Raw genomic sequence first — 16,524 nt, forward strand, 5'->3', positions numbered from 1 at the left:
GATGGCGATGGATTTCTTTGAAGAAGCCCGCATCACCTATGCCGCGGCCAATGCCGGCACGCTCTACTGGATGCTGCAGCGGCCGATTCTCGGCGGCGGGTTTTTGAACACCAAGCAGAACAGCCTGACGCTGAAGGACTACAGTTCGGAGGATGGCATCCGTGGCCCGGATTACACCTACGGCTGGATCCAGGGGCGAGGGCTGGAAGCCTTGGTCGGACATGCGGAGTTCTTTGACAATGAGTTGCCGCCCCTCGCCAAGAAGCTCGATACCGCCGGCCGCCGTCTCTACGACCTACTGGCTGCCTTGCAGAAGCCGGATGGCCATACCTATTTCTGCTATGACCGAGATATGCAGGCCGTCTATGCGGATCAGTCCAACGTGCTCCACGCTCAGGAAAAGCCGGCGCTGATCTATACCTATTCCGACGCCTTCGTGGCCAAGGGGCTGGTGGCAGCCGCGAGCCGCTACGGCCTGCCGGATATAGCCGGTCACCTCGCCTATTTCGACCGTGTGATAACTGCCATCGAAACCGGCCGTTTCCAGATGGACGAACGCAGGTCGCTCTCGCTCCACAGCCTTGCCGTCCAGCCCGATGATTTCGGCCCGCGGATGATCCTGCTCGGTGCTGCAGGCCCGCTGAAACGCGCCGGCCACACGGCGCGTCTCGCCTTTGCCGACCGCTTCATCGCCCATGTCATCGACAGGCATTACGATGCCGCGACCGGCTTGTTGCGCAACGTGCCGGGCGAGGATCTATGCAATGTCGGCCACGGAATCGAGTTCGTCGGCTTCGCGCTCGACTATCTCGACGACACCGCCGATCCGGCACTGATCGAAACGCTGGAACGCATCCTCGTCTCATCCGTCCGCAAGGGCTTCGTCGGGCCGGGCATCACGCTCACGGTGTCCATTAAGACCAGCGAGGCGCAAAGCCCCTATTGTCCCTGGTGGTCGCTGCCGGAGACCATCCGATCGGCAGCTCTCGCCCACGAGCGCACCGGCAGCGCTGCGAGCCTGGATGTCTGGAAGGCCGCCCACGCCGCGTTCTTCGAGCGCTACTGGCGCGGCACACCGCCGATCGCCTACCAGACGATGACCAGGGACGGCCCCGTCGATTTCGTGCCCGCCACGCCGGATCTCGATCCGGGCTACCACACCGGCCTCAGCCTGCTCGCCGCCATCCGCGCCGCAGATCGGCTGAAGCCCCGAACCCGAACAGTTTCAGGATAAGTACATGGCTTCCGTTGAAATCCAGAACGTCCGCAAGGCCTATGGCGACTTCGAGACCATCAAGGGCGTGTCGGTCGATGTGCCGGATGGCGCCTTCGTCGTCCTTGTCGGCCCCTCCGGCTGCGGCAAGTCCACGCTGTTGCGGATGATCGCCGGGCTCGAAGACATCTCGGGCGGCACGATCCGCATCGACGGTCGCGTCATCAACGAGGTCGAGCCGAAGAACCGCGACATCGCCATGGTTTTCCAGAACTATGCGCTCTACCCGCATATGACGATTGCCGAGAACATGGGCTTTTCGCTGCGGCTCGCCAAGAAATCCAAGGAGGAGATCGCCGAGCGGGTCAATGATGCGGCGCGTATCCTCGGACTTACCGATTACCTCAAGCGTTATCCGAAGCAACTCTCCGGCGGCCAGCGCCAGCGCGTCGCCATGGGCCGGGCCATCGTCCGCAACCCCAAGGTCTTCTTGTTCGACGAACCTCTCTCCAACCTCGATGCCAAGCTGCGCGTGCAGATGCGCGCCGAGCTGAAGGACATCCACGCCCGCATCAAGACCACCACCGTCTACGTGACCCACGACCAGATCGAGGCGATGACCATGGCGGACCAGATCGTGGTGATGAGGGACGGCATCGTCGAGCAGGTCGGCGCACCGCTGGAGCTCTACGACAAGCCGGTCAACACCTTCGTTGCCAGCTTCATCGGCTCGCCCTCGATGAATTTCCTGTCCGGCAAGGTGGCTGATGACGGTAAGTCCGTGCTGACCGGAAGCGGTGTTCGCCTGCCGCTTGGACCGGAGGCTTCCGCTTCCTCCGGCACCGCTGTCACCTACGGCATCCGCCCCGAACATCTCGCCATCGCCTCCGGGAACGAGGGCATTCCGATGACCGTGACGAATATCGAGCCGACCGGTTCGGAAACCTTTGTGCAGGGCACGGTCGACGGCCAGAAATTTTCGGCGCAGCTGCGCGAGCGGCTTTTCATCAAGACCGGCGAGGTGCTCAATCTGGCGCTCGCGCCCACCAACAGCCACATCTTCGACGCCGCAACCGGTATGCGGCTCGGCTGACAAGCATAAGGCAGGACGACAATGGAACAGACTTGGCGCTGGTTCGGGCCGGACGACACGGTCAAGCTTTCGCATGTGAAACAGGCCGGTGCCGCGATTAAGTCACCGTCGAACGGCATCACGCTCTGTACAGGTTCCTACGGCGCCAATCCGGGGAACGATCTCGTCCCGATGCGACCCGACCACGGCCACGCGATCGTCGACGACATAGGCAGACGCGTCAATCCCGGTTATTCCTGCATCGGTCGACTGAAAGGCCTGGCGGAAACTGCGCGGCATCATGCGGGCGCTTGAGGTTTTGGGTTAAGGCTTGCTTGGCGGACGCCGGAACAAGCGGCCCCCCACCCGGCCTCCGCTTTGCTCGGCCACCCTCTCCCCGTTGGGGAGAGGAGGAGGGGTGACGGCTCGGCATGTCTCTTCTCCCAGCGGGGAGAAGGTGCCGGCAGGCGGATGAGGGGGCGGCTCGCCGCAAACGATATTTTATGTGTACCGGGAGGTTACTATGACGAAGTTGAAAGTGGCGATCATCGGGCTCGGCATGGCGGCAGGGCACCATGCTCGCGCCCTGCTCGATTTGTCCGACAGGATCGAATGCGTTGCGGCTTTCAGCCAGACGGCAGCCCGGCGTGAAGCGTTTGCTGGCCAATACCCGATCCCTACGACCGGCGATCTCGATGCGATCTTTACGGACAAAACGATCGAGGCGGTGCTGATCCTCACCCCGCCAAGCAGCCATCTGGAACTCGTAGAGCGTTGCGCGGCGGCGAAAAAGCATATCCTGCTGGAAAAGCCGCTCGATATCTCGTTCGAGCGCTCCGAGGCGATCGTCCGCGCCGCGAGGCAAGCGGGCGTGTTGCTGTCCATGGTGCTGCAGAACCGTTTTCGCGCGGCGGCGCTGAAACTCGACGAGATCGTCAAGTCCGAGCGGTTGGGGCAGTTGATCGAGGCGTCTGTCGCGATCCGCAACTGGCGACCCCAAAGCTATTACGACGTCGAAGGCCGCGGGACGATGGCACGCGATGGCGGTGGCGTGCTGCTGACCCAGGGCATCCACACGATCGACCTGCTGCTGAGCTTTGCCGGTACCCCGAAAGATGTCTCGTCCTTCGTCCGCACCAGCCCTATCCATGCGATGGAAACCGAAGATCTGGTGACGGCGACCTTCGCATTCGAAAACGGTGCGATCGGGACGCTGAACGCCACCACCTGCGCCTATCCTGGCCTGCCGGAACGCATCGAGCTGCTCGGCACCCACGGTACGGCAGTCCTGACCGGCGATACGCTGAAGGCCGCCTTCATGGACGGCATCAGCGTCACCGAGGGCGGCCAGAATTCCGGTAGCGGGGCCGGCGCCAATCCTATGGCCTTCGGCCACGAGATGCACCGGGCCCTGATCGGGAATTTCATCGATGCGGTTCGAACCGGTGCACCGCTGCGCGTCACCGGCGAGGATGCGCTCAAGGCGCACCGCTTCATCGAGCAGATTCTGGCTGCCGGCCGGTAGACCGTCTCAGAGGCCGGCTGCCTTGCGCAATTCCTCGGCCATTTTGGCGCGCCAGTCCTTGCCGGACGCCTTGAATTTTTCGAGCACGTCCGGATCGAGCCTGAGTGTCACGGCCACCTTCGGCGCCTCGACCTTCGGTCGGCCGCGAGCGGCGATCGCCTGTTCCATTTTTGCGGCGATCTCGGGAAACACTTCCCTGAAGGGCCGGGCGCTCTTCAATTCCTCCTCCGTCCAGGGAGGATTGTCGGAGACTTCATCCCAGTCTTCCTTGGTGTAACCACGGCCGGGTTGGAATTCTTTCTGTTTCTGGGCCTTGATGTTCATTCGATCAGGCTCCTTTCATCCTTTCGGGCGGGACGCATCGAAATGACCGACAGCGCTTCCGCACCGAGTTTCACGAAGATCGCTGCGACTACGCCGTCTTTCAGGCGGCCAATGGCTTTCATCCGGTTATTTCTTGCAGGCACGATGGCCGAGGTTAGAAAGAACCCGAAATAAAGATCCGCGAAATCGAGATTGTGCTTCTCGATATTCGCCAGCCGCTTCGTTTCGTCCCAAATGATCTTCAACTATTATCCGTACACGAAAAATCGCCGCCCGACAACGAACGACGATGGAACGGTACGAAACCTTTTACAACCCTAAGGATTGAGGGCGGTCAGCAGATCACCGTCTCGGCGATCTTGATGCCGAAACCTTCGAGGCCGACATAGTGGCGCTCGCTACGGGTCAGCAGCTTGATCGAAGTGACGCCGAGATCCTTGAGGATCTGTGCGCCGAGGCCGATTTCCAGCCATTCGCTCTCGCGGGCCTGGGCTTCGGCATGGCCCTCCTGGTCCTGGCGCAGCTTGCGGCCATGGTCCTTCTGGCCGACGCCGACCGAACCTTCGCGCAGGTAGATGATCACGCCGCGACCCTCTTCCTCGATCTTCGCCATGTAACGATCGACCGAGCGCTGCGTGCCGAACACGTCGCGGGTGACGTTTTCGAGATGCAGGCGGACTGGAATATCGACGCCGTCGCGGATGTCGCCGAAGACCACCGCCACATGCTGCATCGGGTCCCAAGGCAGCGAATAGGCATGCGCCTTCGCCTTGCCATGCGGCGTCTCGACATCGAACGACGTCTGCAGCACGATCAGCGTTTCCTTGCGCTGGCGATAGGCGATCAGGTCGGCGACGGAAACCTGCTTCAATCCGTGTTTGGCGGCAAAGTCGGTAACCTGCTGGCCGCGCGTCACGGTGCCGTCGTCATTGACGAGTTCGCAGATGACACCGATCGGTGGAAGGCCGGCGAGCCTGCAGAGGTCGACCGCCGCTTCCGTATGGCCGGAGCGCATCAGCACGCCGCCTTCGCGGGCGATCAGCGGGAAAATGTGGCCGGGCCGCACGAAATCGCTCGCGCCGACATTCGGATTGGCGAGATTGCGGACGGTGAGCGTCCGGTCCTCGGCGGAAATGCCGGTCGTCGTGCCGTGCTTGAAGTCCACGGTGACGGTGAAGGCGGTCGTATGGGCGCTGTCGTTTTCCGCTACCATGGCATTGAGGTTGAGCCGCTTGGCCTCCTCGCGCGGCATCGGCGCGCAGACGATGCCGGACGTGTGGCGCACGATGAAGGCCATCTTGTCCGGCGTGCAGTGGACTGCGGCGACGATCAGATCGCCTTCGTTCTCGCGGTCGTCGTCATCGGTGACGACGACGATTTCGCCGGCTTCGAATGCGCGGAGGGCATCGACGACGCGCTTCTGATCATAGGCCATGGGTGTTGTTTCCTAGAGATTTCGCCCCGTCTGGGCCCGGTCGCGGAGATAGTGATCGGCAATCGCGCATGCAACCATCGCCTCGCCGATCGGCACAGCGCGGATGCCGACGCAGGGGTCGTGGCGGCCCTTGGTACGGACTTCGACATTGTTGCCGTCGACGTCGATCGAGCGCTGCTCGGTGAGAATGGAGGAGGTCGGCTTGATCGCGAAGCGGGCGACCACCGCCTCGCCGGTCGAGATGCCGCCGAGAATGCCGCCTGCATGGTTGGAGAGGAAGATGGGCTTGCCGTCATTGCCCATGCGCATCTCGTCGGCGTCTTCCTCCCCGGAAAGCTCTGCGACGCCGAAACCGTCGCCGATCTCGACGCCCTTGACGGCGTTGATCGACATCAGAAGGCTGGCGATATCCTGATCGAGCTTGCCATAGACCGGTGCGCCGAGGCCGGCGGGCACGCCTTCGGCGATCACTTCGACCACGGCACCGATCGAGGAGCCCGCTTTGCGGATGCCGTCGAGATAGTCTTCCCAGACAGGCACCATCGCTGCATCCGGGCAGAAGAACGGGTTCTGGCCGACCTGATCCCAGTCCCAGTTGGCGCGGTCTATTCTGTGCTTGCCGATCTGGATCAGCGCGGCGCGGACTTGGACGCCCGGCACGATCCTGCGGGCGAGCGCGCCTGCGGCAACGCGAGCTGCCGTCTCGCGGGCCGAAGAACGGCCGCCGCCGCGATAGTCGCGGATGCCGTATTTGACGTCATAGGTATAGTCCGCATGACCGGGACGGTAGCGGCGGGCGATCTCGCCGTAGTCCTTGGAGCGCTGGTCGGTATTCTCGATCAGCATGGAGATCGGCGTGCCGGTCGAGATCATCGTCTCGCCATCGGCATCCATCATCACGCCGGAGAGCACCTTGACGATGTCGTCCTCGCGCCGCTGCGTCACGAACCGGGACTGGCCGGGCTTGCGCTTGTCCATCCAGGCCTGGATTTCCGCAAGCGTGAAGCGGATGCCGGGCGGGCAGCCGTCGACCACGCAGCCGAGTGCCGGACCATGACTTTCACCCCAGGTGGTGACGCGGAAAAGGTGACCGAAAGTGTTGTGCGACATGGCGTTACAGGACCAGCTGTGGCGGAGCTGGCCTTTCGCCAACTTCTGACGCGGTTGTCATATGGAAAAGGTTGCCGGGCGACAAGTGTTTCTTGGCAGAACAGTCGCGCCCGCGTTGGTGAACAATGGTGGCTCTAGGCCGCGGCCTTGCGCCAGCCCGCATGCGCGGCTGCGGTGAAATCGTCGAACGAAAGCGGCCGGGCGAAGGCATAACCCTGGAGCAGGTCGCAGCCGAGTTCGCGCAGAAGGCTCGCATGCTGCATGGTCTCGACCCCCTCCGCCACCGTTTCGACGCCGAGCGAGCGGGCGATGTCGATGATCGAGCGCACCAGCGCCCGTTCCTGCGGCGAGGTCAGGATCGGCATGACGAGTTGGCGGTCGATCTTCAGCCGCTTCGGCTTCAGCTTCAGAAGGCTGACGATGGAGGTATGGCCGGTGCCGAAATCGTCGATCTCGATATCGATGCCGAGTTCCTTGATCCGCTGGAGATTGCCGGCCGCCGATGCTTCGCTCTCGTCGAGGAAGATCGATTCCACCAGCTCGAATGAGATCTCGCCGGGCACGATCGCTAGCGTCTGCAGCGTGTCGATCAGCGCCTCGTCATGCAGCCGCTTCGAAGAGACGTTGACGGAAACCTTCGGTATCCGGATGCCGAGCGCTGCCCAGCGCATCTTGTCCTTTAAGACCGTCTGGAGCACGATATGGTCGAGCGCTGCGGACACATTGAGGTCTTCGGCAATCTTCAGGAACCGGTCGGGCGCAAGAATCCCGTGATGCGGATGGTTCCAGCGGATCAGCGCCTCGACACCGGTGAGCTGGTTGGTACGGGCATCGAACTGCGGCTGGTAGAAGGCGATGAATTCGTCGTTGTCGATGCCGGCCAGCACCTCGTCGGCAGTGCGTTTGTGGCTGACGATCTCGGCCTGCAGGTTCTGCGTGAAGAATTCGTATCGGTTGCGGCCCATGCCCTTCGCCCGGTAGAGCGCGATATCGGCATTGACGAGAGTACGGCGCGCATCGACGTTCATGCCGCTTGCCTGGGCGATGCCGATGGATACGCCGCAGCGGCAGGCGAAACCTTCGAAATCGATCGGCTGGTGAAATTCCGCGATGATGCGCTGGGCGAGCTGGCCTATCTCTTCGGCGCCGGAATTACCGGAGGCGAGGATCACGAATTCGTCGCCGCCGATACGCGCGACGATATCGCTGCCACGAACGTTGCGCGACAGGATGCGCGAGGCGTGCACGAGCATCGCGTCGCCCGCCGCATGGCCGAGCGTGTCGTTGATCTGCTTGAAGCGGTCGAGATCGAGATGCAGGATCGAGAACTTCTGGCGCTCGGTATAGCTGGAGCGCGACAGCCGGTCGAGTTCGATGTCGAGCTTGCGACGGTTGGCCAGCAGTGTCAGCGGGTCATGCAGGGAATTGTGCTCTATCCGGCTTTTGGCGAGTTCGAGTTCTGCGTTCTTCGCGTCTGCCTCGTCCTTGGCAGCCTTGAGTTCGCTGGTCAGGATCGCATCCTGGGTGACGTCGAAGGCGATGCCCACCACCTTTTTGGATCCGTCGCGCGTCTTGTGCATCTTGCCGATGGAGCGGATGTAGCGGATCGAGCCATCCGGCTGGGGCACCCGCACGACCAGCGGATCCGGCCGGAAGTTCTCCGTGAAATGATAGGAGCTGAGTTTGGCAAGCTCCCGGTCGTCGGGATGGATAAGTTCGATCCAGTCATCGACCCGGACGAAGCCGTTGGTGAAGGGGATGCCGTGCAGCTGGCACATGCGGGCATCCCAGGTATCGACCCGGGTTGCCGGGTTTGATTCCCATATGCCGCAGTTATAGGAGTCGAGCGCGAGGTCCAGCTTGGTCGACAGCTCTTCCAGGTCCTGCTCGCGGTTCGACAGTTCATCGAGCGCCAGCTCCAGTTCGGCGTTCTTGATGTCGGTATTTTCCTTGGCGTTGCGCAGCGTCTGGGTCAATACAACGTCGCCGGTGACATCCCAGACAATCCCGGTGGTGCGCAGCGTACCGTCGGCATTGCGATAGTTTGCACCCGCCGACCTCAGGTATCGCAATGTGCCGTCCGGCAACTGCACGCGATAGGTCTCGCTGCAAGGCATGTTGCTGGAGGCGCAGTCGAGGAAATGTGTCTCCGCGGCCGTCCGATCGGGCGCATAGATCGATCCGAGCCAGTCGTAGAGACGATTGCCCTCGCTGGCTGCCGGTTTGTCGTGCAGCCCGGCGGCTCGGTTGTCCCAGAAGAGACTGTCGCCGTTGCCCGTCACCTCCCAGATGCCGATATTGGAGGCTTCCATGGCAAGGTTGAAGCGTTGCGACAGTTCGATGAGGTTGAGTTCACGTGCCTTCAGCGCGTCGATATTGCGGTTGCGCTCCGAGATCAGCGAGGTGGCGATGAAGATCGGCACGATCACCGCGAGTGCGGCAATCACGAGGGCGAGGCGGATCCCGAGCTGATTGGGCGGCACGATGTCCCAGCCGGAACGAGGAGCGGCGAGAAGCGTCCAGTTGGCACCGCTGATCGGCACCGTCCATTTCATCGGAGACTGGTCCTCGATGGAATCATTGCCGAAGAAGGCGAAATATTCCGGCCGGTCCACGTCCCGCAGGACAACGTTCAGCCACTCGAGATTGATCAGGTTCGGTTTCGTCGCGGTGGCGGGGGAGAAGGTGACGCCGGAAGCTTCCATCAGGCCCTGCTTGTCGATCAGCACGGCGATGGCGCCCCACAGGTCGGTGCCGTCCTCTTCCTTCGGTACCGGCACGACCAGGGTCAGGTGTCCCTCCTGGCTGCCGCTCAGCAGCGATACACGGTTCCGTCCGCTGACGGATTTCAGGTCGGCTGCAAGGCGGGGAACATCGATCCTGCCGATCCTGCGTGGCGTACCGCCGGCAATGCCGTCGCGCGTGATGACCCGGGCAAACTCGAAATTGGGCGCGACCGCGACACCGGCAAAATGCGTCGCCTCGCCAAGTTCCTTGTCGACGTAATGCTTGAACCCATCAACCGAGCCCTCGGCGTCTTCCCTCAGGGCGTGAGCCAGATGGCGAGCCGCGGTGGTGTCGGTCTCCACGCGTGCAATGAGGCGCCGCGCCAGCAGGCCGGCAACGTTTTCCGTCGTCGCGCGAAGGTCGCTGCGAAAACCCTCGGTATAACGCTGGTCGACGATCACGCCGGTCGAGATCACCGTAAGGGCGATAATGAACGCGATTGCCGTCGGCGTCTTGGTGCTGCGCCCCAGGCGCAGTGACTTGGAACCGGACGACGGCCAGAATCTCACGCGCGCGAACCTTCTTATTAACCCCTGTGGCATGACGGAACAGCCTATGGGGCGGGGGTTAATTTACGCTTTCATCCCACCCTACAAACTTTGGCGCGATTTATTGTACGAATACTTTGAATAATTTCGGTGGTGTGACTGGCTCAGCCGCAAGATGGCATTCGGTTCTCGAAAAGCGTTAACTATCAGCTCATTACTTATACGGAAAATGTCATGGTGCCGGGCGATTTTCGCCACAATCAGCAGGCTATCTGTGCGTCGAAACGAGACATCATCGACCTCATCAAGGCTTTCGACCATGCGCATCCTGATTGCTGCTCTGCTTGCCACGGCCAGCGTCTTTTCGCCCCTCAACAGCTGGGCGCAAAGTGCCGATGTCGAAGCCACGATCAAGGCCGTGGACGCGAAGGCGCTCAACTTCACGCTGGACGACGGAAAGACCTATAGGGTGCCCGAGGAGTTCAATTTCGAAGGCCTGAAGGCGGGCGTCAAAGTGCTGGTCTTCTACACGGTTGTCGATGGCAACCGCGTCGTCGATGACCTTCAGATCGTCCAGTAATACTGAAGATTTAGCAAAGTATAATTTAGAATATCCGATGCGCAGGGTTGGCGCAGATCAGAGCCATTGTATCCGGTTATTGCAGGTATCGACCTCGAGGATGCGATCCTGCGGGGTCAGAACGGTGGCGGCCTCGTCCTCGTCGAGGTTGCCGATCAGCCGGAAGAGCGAGCGGATCACCCCGCCATGGCTGACGCAGACGGTCGGACCGTCGAGGGATTGCAGCCAGGCGCCGATCCGCCAGCAGAGAATCTCATAGCTCTCGGCAGACGCCCCCGGCGGGATGAAACTCCACTTCTGCTCGGCGCGAGCGACCAGTCGCTCCGGAGAAACATGGCTGATTTCCTCAAGCGTATGGCCCTCCCAGTCGCCGAAGGAGACCTCGATCAGCCGTTCGTCGGTTCCGTAGGCGAGGGGATCGAGGCCCATGGCGGTACGCAGCCGTTCCATGGTTTCGCGGGTCCGCGACAGGGGGCTGGCGATGAAGCGAAACCCGTCCGCCGCGCCGATCATCTCGCGCAGCCGTTCGCCGTTCCGCGTTGCCTGAGAACGGCCGAGCGCATTGAGCGGAATGTCCTGCTGGCCCTGGAGCCGGCCTTCGGCATTCCAGTCCGTCTGCCCGTGGCGGATCATGTAGATGAGCACGGCAGACGTCCCTGGAACAGCATCAGTCCTTGATGACCGAAATGTCCGGCGCATCGACGGCCTTCATGCCGACGACATGGTAACCGCTATCGGCATGATGGGTTTCGCCGGTGACGGAGCGCGACAGGTCGGACAGCATGTAGAGGCCGACATCGCCCACTTCCTCGATGGTGACGGTACGGCGTAGCGGCGCATTGTATTCGTTCCATTTGAGGATGTAGCGGAAGTCGCCGATGCCGGAAGCGGCAAGCGTCTTGATCGGCCCGGCCGAGATCGCGTTGACGCGGATGTTCTTCGGACCGAGATCGACGGCGAGATATTTGACGCTGGCTTCGAGTGCCGCCTTGGCAACGCCCATGACGTTGTAGTTCGGCATGACCTTTTCGGCACCGTAATAGGTGAGGGTCAGCATCGAGCCGCCGTCGATCATCAGCTTTTCCGCCCGCCTTGCGACTGACGTGAAGGAATAGACCGAAATCTGCATCGTCTTGGCGAAATTGTCCGCCGAGGTGTCGACATAGCGGCCGGTCAGCTCGTCCTTGTCGGAAAAGCCGATCGCATGCACCAGGAAGTCGATCTTGCCCCAGTGTTTTTCGAGATTGTCGAAAACCTCGTCGATGGTCGATTCGTCGCCGACGTCGCAATGGCCGGCCATGTAGGCGCCCAACTCGGCGGCGAGCGGCTCAACGCGCTTCTTGAGTGCATCGCCCTGGTAGGTGAACGCGACTTCCCCCCCATGCTGGTGGATGGCCTTGGCAATGCCCCACGCGATCGAACGATTGTTGGCAACGCCCATGATGAGACCGCGTTTGCCTGCCATGAGGCCGGAAGCCTGAACCATTCATAGTCCCCTGATACCTTAGATGAACGCTGCCTATGACATAGGCGGCTCAAGGGTTCAAGCAGACTTGGATCATCTCGTGTTAGTAGCCGTAACAAAGGGTGCTTAGCGGTGAATACCGACGCAAAACTGTCATACTAGACGATGCCGTCAGACATACAGCCCGTGACGCATGTGCCGCATCAGGTCGGTGACCTTTTCGTTGGGTTTTTCCCACAGGACGACGCGCAGTTCGACGACGAGATCGCCGCGGCCGCCGGCATCGTCATAAAGGCCCAAGCCGTTCAATCGGACCGTCTGGTCAGAACCGGACCATGCCGGAATGCTGATGTTGCGGTTGCCTTCCGGCGTCTCGACCGACGCGTCGCCGCCAAGCACCGCGTCTTCGAGCGAAATCGACAAGGTCGTGTGAAGATCGAAACCTTCGACGCGGAAACGGCTGTCGCGGGAAACCTTGATCGAGGCGAGAAGATCGCCGGATTTCATGCCGGCGAGCTTGAGGCCCTGGCCCTTGAGCCGCGCCACATGGCCTTCCGTCATGCCTTTTTCCAGCACAAGGCGCACTTCGCGGTCGTCAGCCATCTTCAGCGTGACCGCGTTGAGTTTCAGGAGGTCCTCCAAGGTCACCGTTGCCTCGACGGAAATATCCGGAGCCTTTTCGGGAGCAGGCGTCGTGCCGCGGAAGCGGCGCACGATGGAGGCGATCAGGTCGATGGCAAGCGCCGGCAGGGGCGGTCTTTCGCTCCCCGATGCATCTGCCTTGGCTGTTTCCGCCGAATCGCCGTTGGTCTGCGCCGAGCCGCCCGTGTGAGATTTTGCCTGGTCGGCCGCCGCGGCGCCGAAGATACGCTCGATCATGTCCTCCGGCGTCTCGCCTGCCGGGGCGGACTGATTCTGGGGATGAGCCTGAGCCTGAGACTGGGCCTGGGACTGGGCTTGCGATTGGCCGCGAGCCTGCGCCGGTCCCTGGGGTTTGGCGTTTTGGGCATTGGTCTTGGCGAGTTCTTCCATGACCTTTTCGGCATTGGCCTTTGCGGCCTTGGCGCGCTCGGCGGCTTCGCGGGCGGCATTGCGCTGCTGCATGATGGTTTGGTGCATCTCGGCGGCCCTGTCGTATCGCTTGCGGCGCTCGGGATCCTTCAGGACCTCGTAGGCCTGGCCGATCTCTGCGAAACGGCTCGTCGCAGACGGATCGTCCTGATTCTGGTCGGGATGAACGGTCTTGGCCTTGGCGCGCCAGGCTGCCTTGATTTCGTCGGGCTCGGCATTGCGCTTCACGCCGAGAAGAGAATAGGGATCACGCATTGTGGGACCACCGGTTACTTGAAACGGCGGGCCCCCGCTTGATCCTTGGACCCCCGATACTCGTCACAACTCCGACAGCCATCGGCCGGTTCCTCATGTTCCGGGCAGATTACTGCTTACATCAGGCGAGCCTATGTTAGGACTTGTGAATCAGTGGTTACGCCGCCGCCAGTCCTAGTCGTTAAGGTAAACGAATGGTTTCCGCTGGTTTTCACGGAAATGCCTGAAACGGATTTTGCAACGCGTCGGTTTTTTGGGGGAGGGGCGGCCGCGACTATTGGCGGTCGAAGGCCGTCAGCATCCAGTCGCCGCTGCCGGTCAGGCAGGTCTGGCCGGAGAACATGGCGATACCCTCGTAGGAATGCCGCGTGGTGGTGAAGGCGCGGCAAATCTGCTCGCCGTTGCGAGCCTCGCGGATTTGCGAGACCACGCCGGCGCTGCCGGTCGTGGTATTCGCCCACGGAACCGAGGCCGCTCCGACCTTGGCAAGATCGGCCGAGGAGACGGCGTTACGCACCGTCGCCTCGTCGGAAAGCGTCGCACCGGTAGGCTGAGACGCGCTAGGCACGGTGCCGGTCGCGATCGAGCGGTCGACTTTGGGCGCGCTTCCGAAGAGATCGAGGCTGCTGGTACAACCGGCAAGCGAAAGCCCTGCAAGGCAGAGGGCGGCTGCCCGTCTGCCGAGGAGAAACGACCTCTTTGTGCGGCTCTTCGACTTTGCTATCACTACCACCGTGCGTCCTGTCCGACTGAAAAACTCGGGCATTTTTCATGAGATTGGGAGTATTTTATTCAATATGTCTGAGAGCGGGTTAACAACTGGTGACTTCACCGCCGAGAACGAGCCTTTCGCGCTTTTCGGTTCCTGGCTGAAGGATGCCGAGGCCTCCGAACCCAACGATCCGAATGCCGTTGCGGTTGCGACCGTCGACGAAAACGGCATGCCGAACGTTCGCATGGTCCTGTTGAAGGGGTATGACGAAAACGGTTTCGTCTTCTATACCAATTTCGAAAGCCAGAAGGGCCGCGAGATCCTCGGCCAGAAAAAGGCGGCGATGTGCTTCCACTGGAAATCGCTGCGTCGCCAGGTTCGCCTGCGCGGCGAGGTGGAGGTGGTGAGCGATGCCGAGGCGGACGCCTATTACGCCTCGCGCCCCCGCGGCAGCCGCATCGGCGCCTGGGCGTCGAAACAGTCCCGTCCGCTCGAAACCCGCTTCGCGCTCGAAAAATCGGTGGCCGAATACACCGCCCGCTACGCGATCGGCGACATTCCGCGCCCGCCCTACTGGTCCGGTTTCCGCATCAAGCCGCTGTCGATCGAGTTCTGGCACGACCGCCCGTTCCGCCTGCACGACCGCATCGAATTCCGCCGCGCCGTCGCAGACGGCCCGTGGGAAAAGGTGCGGATGTATCCGTGATCTGTCATTGACCAGGCATGTGTTAGCATCTAGATTATACGGAAATTCGTATATCGAGGTCGAAGATGGAACGCCTGGTCTTTGAGAATATCTTTGACGCAGTCACGGAGGATCCGATCGAGGCTGCCGACCTACGGTTTCGCTCGGACCTGCTGACGACCCTGATCGCCATCTTCGAAGACAGGAAATGGAAGCAGGCGGATATCGCCGGGGCGCTCGACATTCCTCAACCGCGCGTGAGCGAATTGATGCGCGGGAAGATACATCTGTTCTCGGCAGACAAGCTGATCGGCTATCTTGCGAAGCTCGGCGTTCGCCTGAAGCCGTCCTTCAGCGCCGAGCATAGGGTGATCTGCGAGGTGGTTGAGGCGGCCTGATCTATTTGCGACTTTTGACGATTTGCAACATCGTCTTGTGGCGATCCTGGACGGTATCCATTGCCTTGCGGTCGACGCCATTCGTCGTCTTGGTGAAGGCGTGGAGAATGAAAACCGTATCGAGATATTTGGCGCAATAGACGGCGCGATAGGCCGGGCTCCCGTTCTCGATCAGCTCTATCACGCCATTTCCAATACCCTTCAGATGCTTGAAGTCCGAAAGAGGCTGGAGCCCTTCCTGGACGCGCTGGAGGTCGTTGGCGAATTGGATCTGGATATCTTTTGGAAGTTCCTGGAAGGCCTTTTTCGCGGAAGAATTCACGAATTCAAAGGACTTCGCCATGTGTCACCGCCCGATCGCGAACGGGATGCCTGAGGCGAGGGCCGAGACGTAGCGCGGCTGCTGGTAGTAGCCGTTGAGCGAGATGCGCGGCAGGCCGGTGAGCCGGTTCATGGATTTGGCGCAGAGCGTGCCGGGCTGCGTCGTCACCGCGACCGAAAAGCCGAGTTCCTTGGCAATCGCGCAGTCGCGCTCGGAGACCGCGGCGCGGCTGCCATAGGGATAGGCGATCGTGGCCGGCCGTTCGCCGGTCAAAGCCTCGATCCAGTCGGCCGACTGCTCCATTTCCGCCCGGGCGTCTTCCGCCGAAAGCCGGGCGACGGCGCGGTGGCTTATTGTATGGGCACCGAGCGAAGCCAGCGGATGGGCGGCGACCGAGCGGAGCTCTTCGGCACTCATGGTCAGGTCGGCGGTAATCTTTAGCGGATCGACGCCGTGTTTCCTTGCCAGCGCATCGATCCGCGAGACGGCGGTGGATTCCTCGACCTCCAGGACATAGCTGGAAAACCGGTCAAAGGCGTCGAACTTGCGGGCCTCGGAAGTGAGGTCGAGAACCTCGGACCCGCCGCCGAAATCGAACGTCACTTCCCGTTCGCGGCCGAGCAGCTCGGCAACCGTCTCCCACCAGAGCGAATGGGTCCGCTCGGCAAATCCGCGGGTGACGAAAATGGTGAAGGGCACGCCGTAGCGGGCAAACACGGGCAACGCGTATTCGGCATTGTTGCGGTAGCCGTCATCGAGCGTGAAGGTCGCGAACGGCTGCTTGGTCGGCGCGGCAAGCCGTGCCGGCACGTTGCTCAAGGGGATGAATTCGTATCCTTCGGCCGAAAGCCGCTCGATCGCTTCGCCGAGGAAATCCGGCGTCACTTCCAGATGGCCGCTCGGCTGCAGCGGTCGGCTCTGTTTCGGCCGCACATGGTGGAGCGTGAAGATGGCGCCGTGGCCGCGGGCATTGGGCATCATCCCGGCACGCGCGAGTGCAGCAGCCATGTCGAGGCCACCGGCGACAAGCCGGCGTTTGACATCCCGGCGCCAAAGCGCCTGAAACCTCTCCCTGGTATTCC

At 61.7% G+C, this 16,524-nt stretch carries 17 protein-coding genes and 1 pseudogene; 7 read left to right on the top strand and 11 right to left on the bottom strand.

Annotated features, from left to right (window positions below; all coding sequences use genetic code 11):
- The first annotated feature begins 7 nt into the window (after window positions 1–7).
- From ACSQ3G_RS02345 to ACSQ3G_RS02360, 4 genes and pseudogenes are all read left to right on the top strand, one after another.
- Window positions 8–1,234 carry an AGE family epimerase/isomerase gene (locus ACSQ3G_RS02345; protein WP_436108904.1) on the top strand — a complete coding sequence of 409 codons (1,227 nt, stop codon included), beginning with the start codon at window positions 8–10 and terminating at the stop codon, window positions 1,232–1,234.
- Between the two features lie 4 nt (window positions 1,235–1,238).
- Entirely contained in the window at window positions 1,239–2,306 is a 1,068-nt protein-coding gene (locus ACSQ3G_RS02350) for an ABC transporter ATP-binding protein (protein WP_436108905.1), read from the top strand.
- Between the two features lie 93 nt (window positions 2,307–2,399).
- A pseudogene (locus ACSQ3G_RS02355) lies at window positions 2,400–2,613 on the top strand (mannonate dehydratase); the annotation flags it as partial.
- A 195-nt stretch (window positions 2,614–2,808) separates the two neighbouring features.
- The gene (locus tag ACSQ3G_RS02360; protein WP_436108906.1) at window positions 2,809–3,810 is read left to right on the top strand and encodes a Gfo/Idh/MocA family protein; all 1,002 of its coding nucleotides are present in this window, start codon (window positions 2,809–2,811) and stop codon (window positions 3,808–3,810) included.
- A gap of 6 nt (window positions 3,811–3,816) precedes the next feature.
- Here ACSQ3G_RS02360 and ACSQ3G_RS02365 read toward each other — a convergent pair whose 3' ends face one another.
- The 5 genes from ACSQ3G_RS02365 to ACSQ3G_RS02385 form a co-directional block, all read right to left on the bottom strand.
- Entirely contained in the window at window positions 3,817–4,134 is a 318-nt protein-coding gene (locus ACSQ3G_RS02365; RefSeq protein WP_105401988.1) for a BrnA antitoxin family protein, read from the bottom strand.
- Entirely contained in the window at window positions 4,131–4,379 is a 249-nt protein-coding gene (locus tag ACSQ3G_RS02370; protein WP_436108907.1) for a BrnT family toxin, read from the bottom strand. The genes ACSQ3G_RS02365 and ACSQ3G_RS02370 overlap by 4 nt, the downstream gene beginning before the upstream one ends.
- 89 nt (window positions 4,380–4,468) lie before the next feature.
- A complete protein-coding gene (gene ribB, locus ACSQ3G_RS02375; RefSeq protein ID WP_436108908.1) occupies window positions 4,469–5,569 on the bottom strand; it encodes a 3,4-dihydroxy-2-butanone-4-phosphate synthase in 1,101 nt (366 codons plus the stop codon).
- Between the two features lie 12 nt (window positions 5,570–5,581).
- On the bottom strand, window positions 5,582–6,679 hold the full coding sequence (gene aroC, locus ACSQ3G_RS02380) for a chorismate synthase (protein ID WP_046664542.1): 1,098 nt from the start codon (window positions 6,677–6,679) through the stop codon (window positions 5,582–5,584).
- A gap of 134 nt (window positions 6,680–6,813) precedes the next feature.
- Window positions 6,814–9,975, bottom strand: coding sequence for a bifunctional diguanylate cyclase/phosphodiesterase (locus ACSQ3G_RS02385; RefSeq protein ID WP_436108909.1), 3,162 nt, complete (start codon window positions 9,973–9,975; stop codon window positions 6,814–6,816).
- A 298-nt stretch (window positions 9,976–10,273) separates the two neighbouring features.
- Here ACSQ3G_RS02385 and ACSQ3G_RS02390 point away from each other — a divergent pair, with 298 nt between their 5' ends.
- Window positions 10,274–10,534, top strand: coding sequence for a DUF1344 domain-containing protein (locus tag ACSQ3G_RS02390; RefSeq protein ID WP_436108910.1), 261 nt, complete (start codon window positions 10,274–10,276; stop codon window positions 10,532–10,534).
- 57 nt (window positions 10,535–10,591) lie between these two features.
- Here the strand turns inward: ACSQ3G_RS02390 and ACSQ3G_RS02395 are convergent, their stop codons facing one another.
- From ACSQ3G_RS02395 to ACSQ3G_RS02410, 4 genes are all read right to left on the bottom strand, one after another.
- Window positions 10,592–11,179 carry a histidine phosphatase family protein gene (locus ACSQ3G_RS02395; protein WP_436108911.1) on the bottom strand — a complete coding sequence of 196 codons (588 nt, stop codon included), beginning with the start codon at window positions 11,177–11,179 and terminating at the stop codon, window positions 10,592–10,594.
- A gap of 22 nt (window positions 11,180–11,201) precedes the next feature.
- Window positions 11,202–12,020: an enoyl-ACP reductase FabI gene (fabI, locus tag ACSQ3G_RS02400; protein ID WP_436108912.1), complete on the bottom strand. Its 819-nt coding sequence runs from the start codon at window positions 12,018–12,020 to the stop codon at window positions 11,202–11,204.
- A 150-nt stretch (window positions 12,021–12,170) separates the two neighbouring features.
- Window positions 12,171–13,325 (bottom strand): DnaJ C-terminal domain-containing protein, encoded by a 1,155-nt coding sequence (locus tag ACSQ3G_RS02405; RefSeq protein WP_436108913.1) that lies wholly within the window; start codon window positions 13,323–13,325, stop codon window positions 12,171–12,173.
- Window positions 13,326–13,599: 274 nt separating this feature from the next.
- On the bottom strand, window positions 13,600–14,058 hold the full coding sequence (locus ACSQ3G_RS02410) for an RT0821/Lpp0805 family surface protein (RefSeq protein WP_046664537.1): 459 nt from the start codon (window positions 14,056–14,058) through the stop codon (window positions 13,600–13,602).
- A gap of 64 nt (window positions 14,059–14,122) precedes the next feature.
- Here ACSQ3G_RS02410 and pdxH point away from each other — a divergent pair, with 64 nt between their 5' ends.
- Together pdxH and ACSQ3G_RS02420 are read left to right on the top strand one after the other, a co-directional pair.
- Entirely contained in the window at window positions 14,123–14,743 is a 621-nt protein-coding gene (pdxH, locus tag ACSQ3G_RS02415) for a pyridoxamine 5'-phosphate oxidase (protein WP_436108914.1), read from the top strand.
- Window positions 14,744–14,808: 65 nt separating this feature from the next.
- On the top strand, window positions 14,809–15,120 hold the full coding sequence (locus ACSQ3G_RS02420) for a helix-turn-helix domain-containing protein (protein WP_105418773.1): 312 nt from the start codon (window positions 14,809–14,811) through the stop codon (window positions 15,118–15,120).
- Window position 15,121: 1 nt separating this feature from the next.
- On the opposite strand, the gene ACSQ3G_RS02425 is transcribed toward ACSQ3G_RS02420, so the two are convergent.
- A complete protein-coding gene (locus tag ACSQ3G_RS02425) occupies window positions 15,122–15,463 on the bottom strand; it encodes a type II toxin-antitoxin system RelE/ParE family toxin (protein WP_105439099.1) in 342 nt (113 codons plus the stop codon).
- 3 nt (window positions 15,464–15,466) lie between these two features.
- Complete coding sequence (locus tag ACSQ3G_RS02430; RefSeq protein ID WP_436108915.1) at window positions 15,467–16,450, bottom strand: polysaccharide deacetylase family protein; 984 nt, start codon at window positions 16,448–16,450, stop codon at window positions 15,467–15,469.
- Window positions 16,451–16,524: the final 74 nt, after the last annotated feature.

Origin of the sequence: Neorhizobium tomejilense (genome assembly GCF_964254135.1) — a bacterium.
In the GTDB taxonomy this organism is placed as follows: Bacteria; Pseudomonadota; Alphaproteobacteria; order Rhizobiales; family Rhizobiaceae; genus Neorhizobium; species Neorhizobium tomejilense.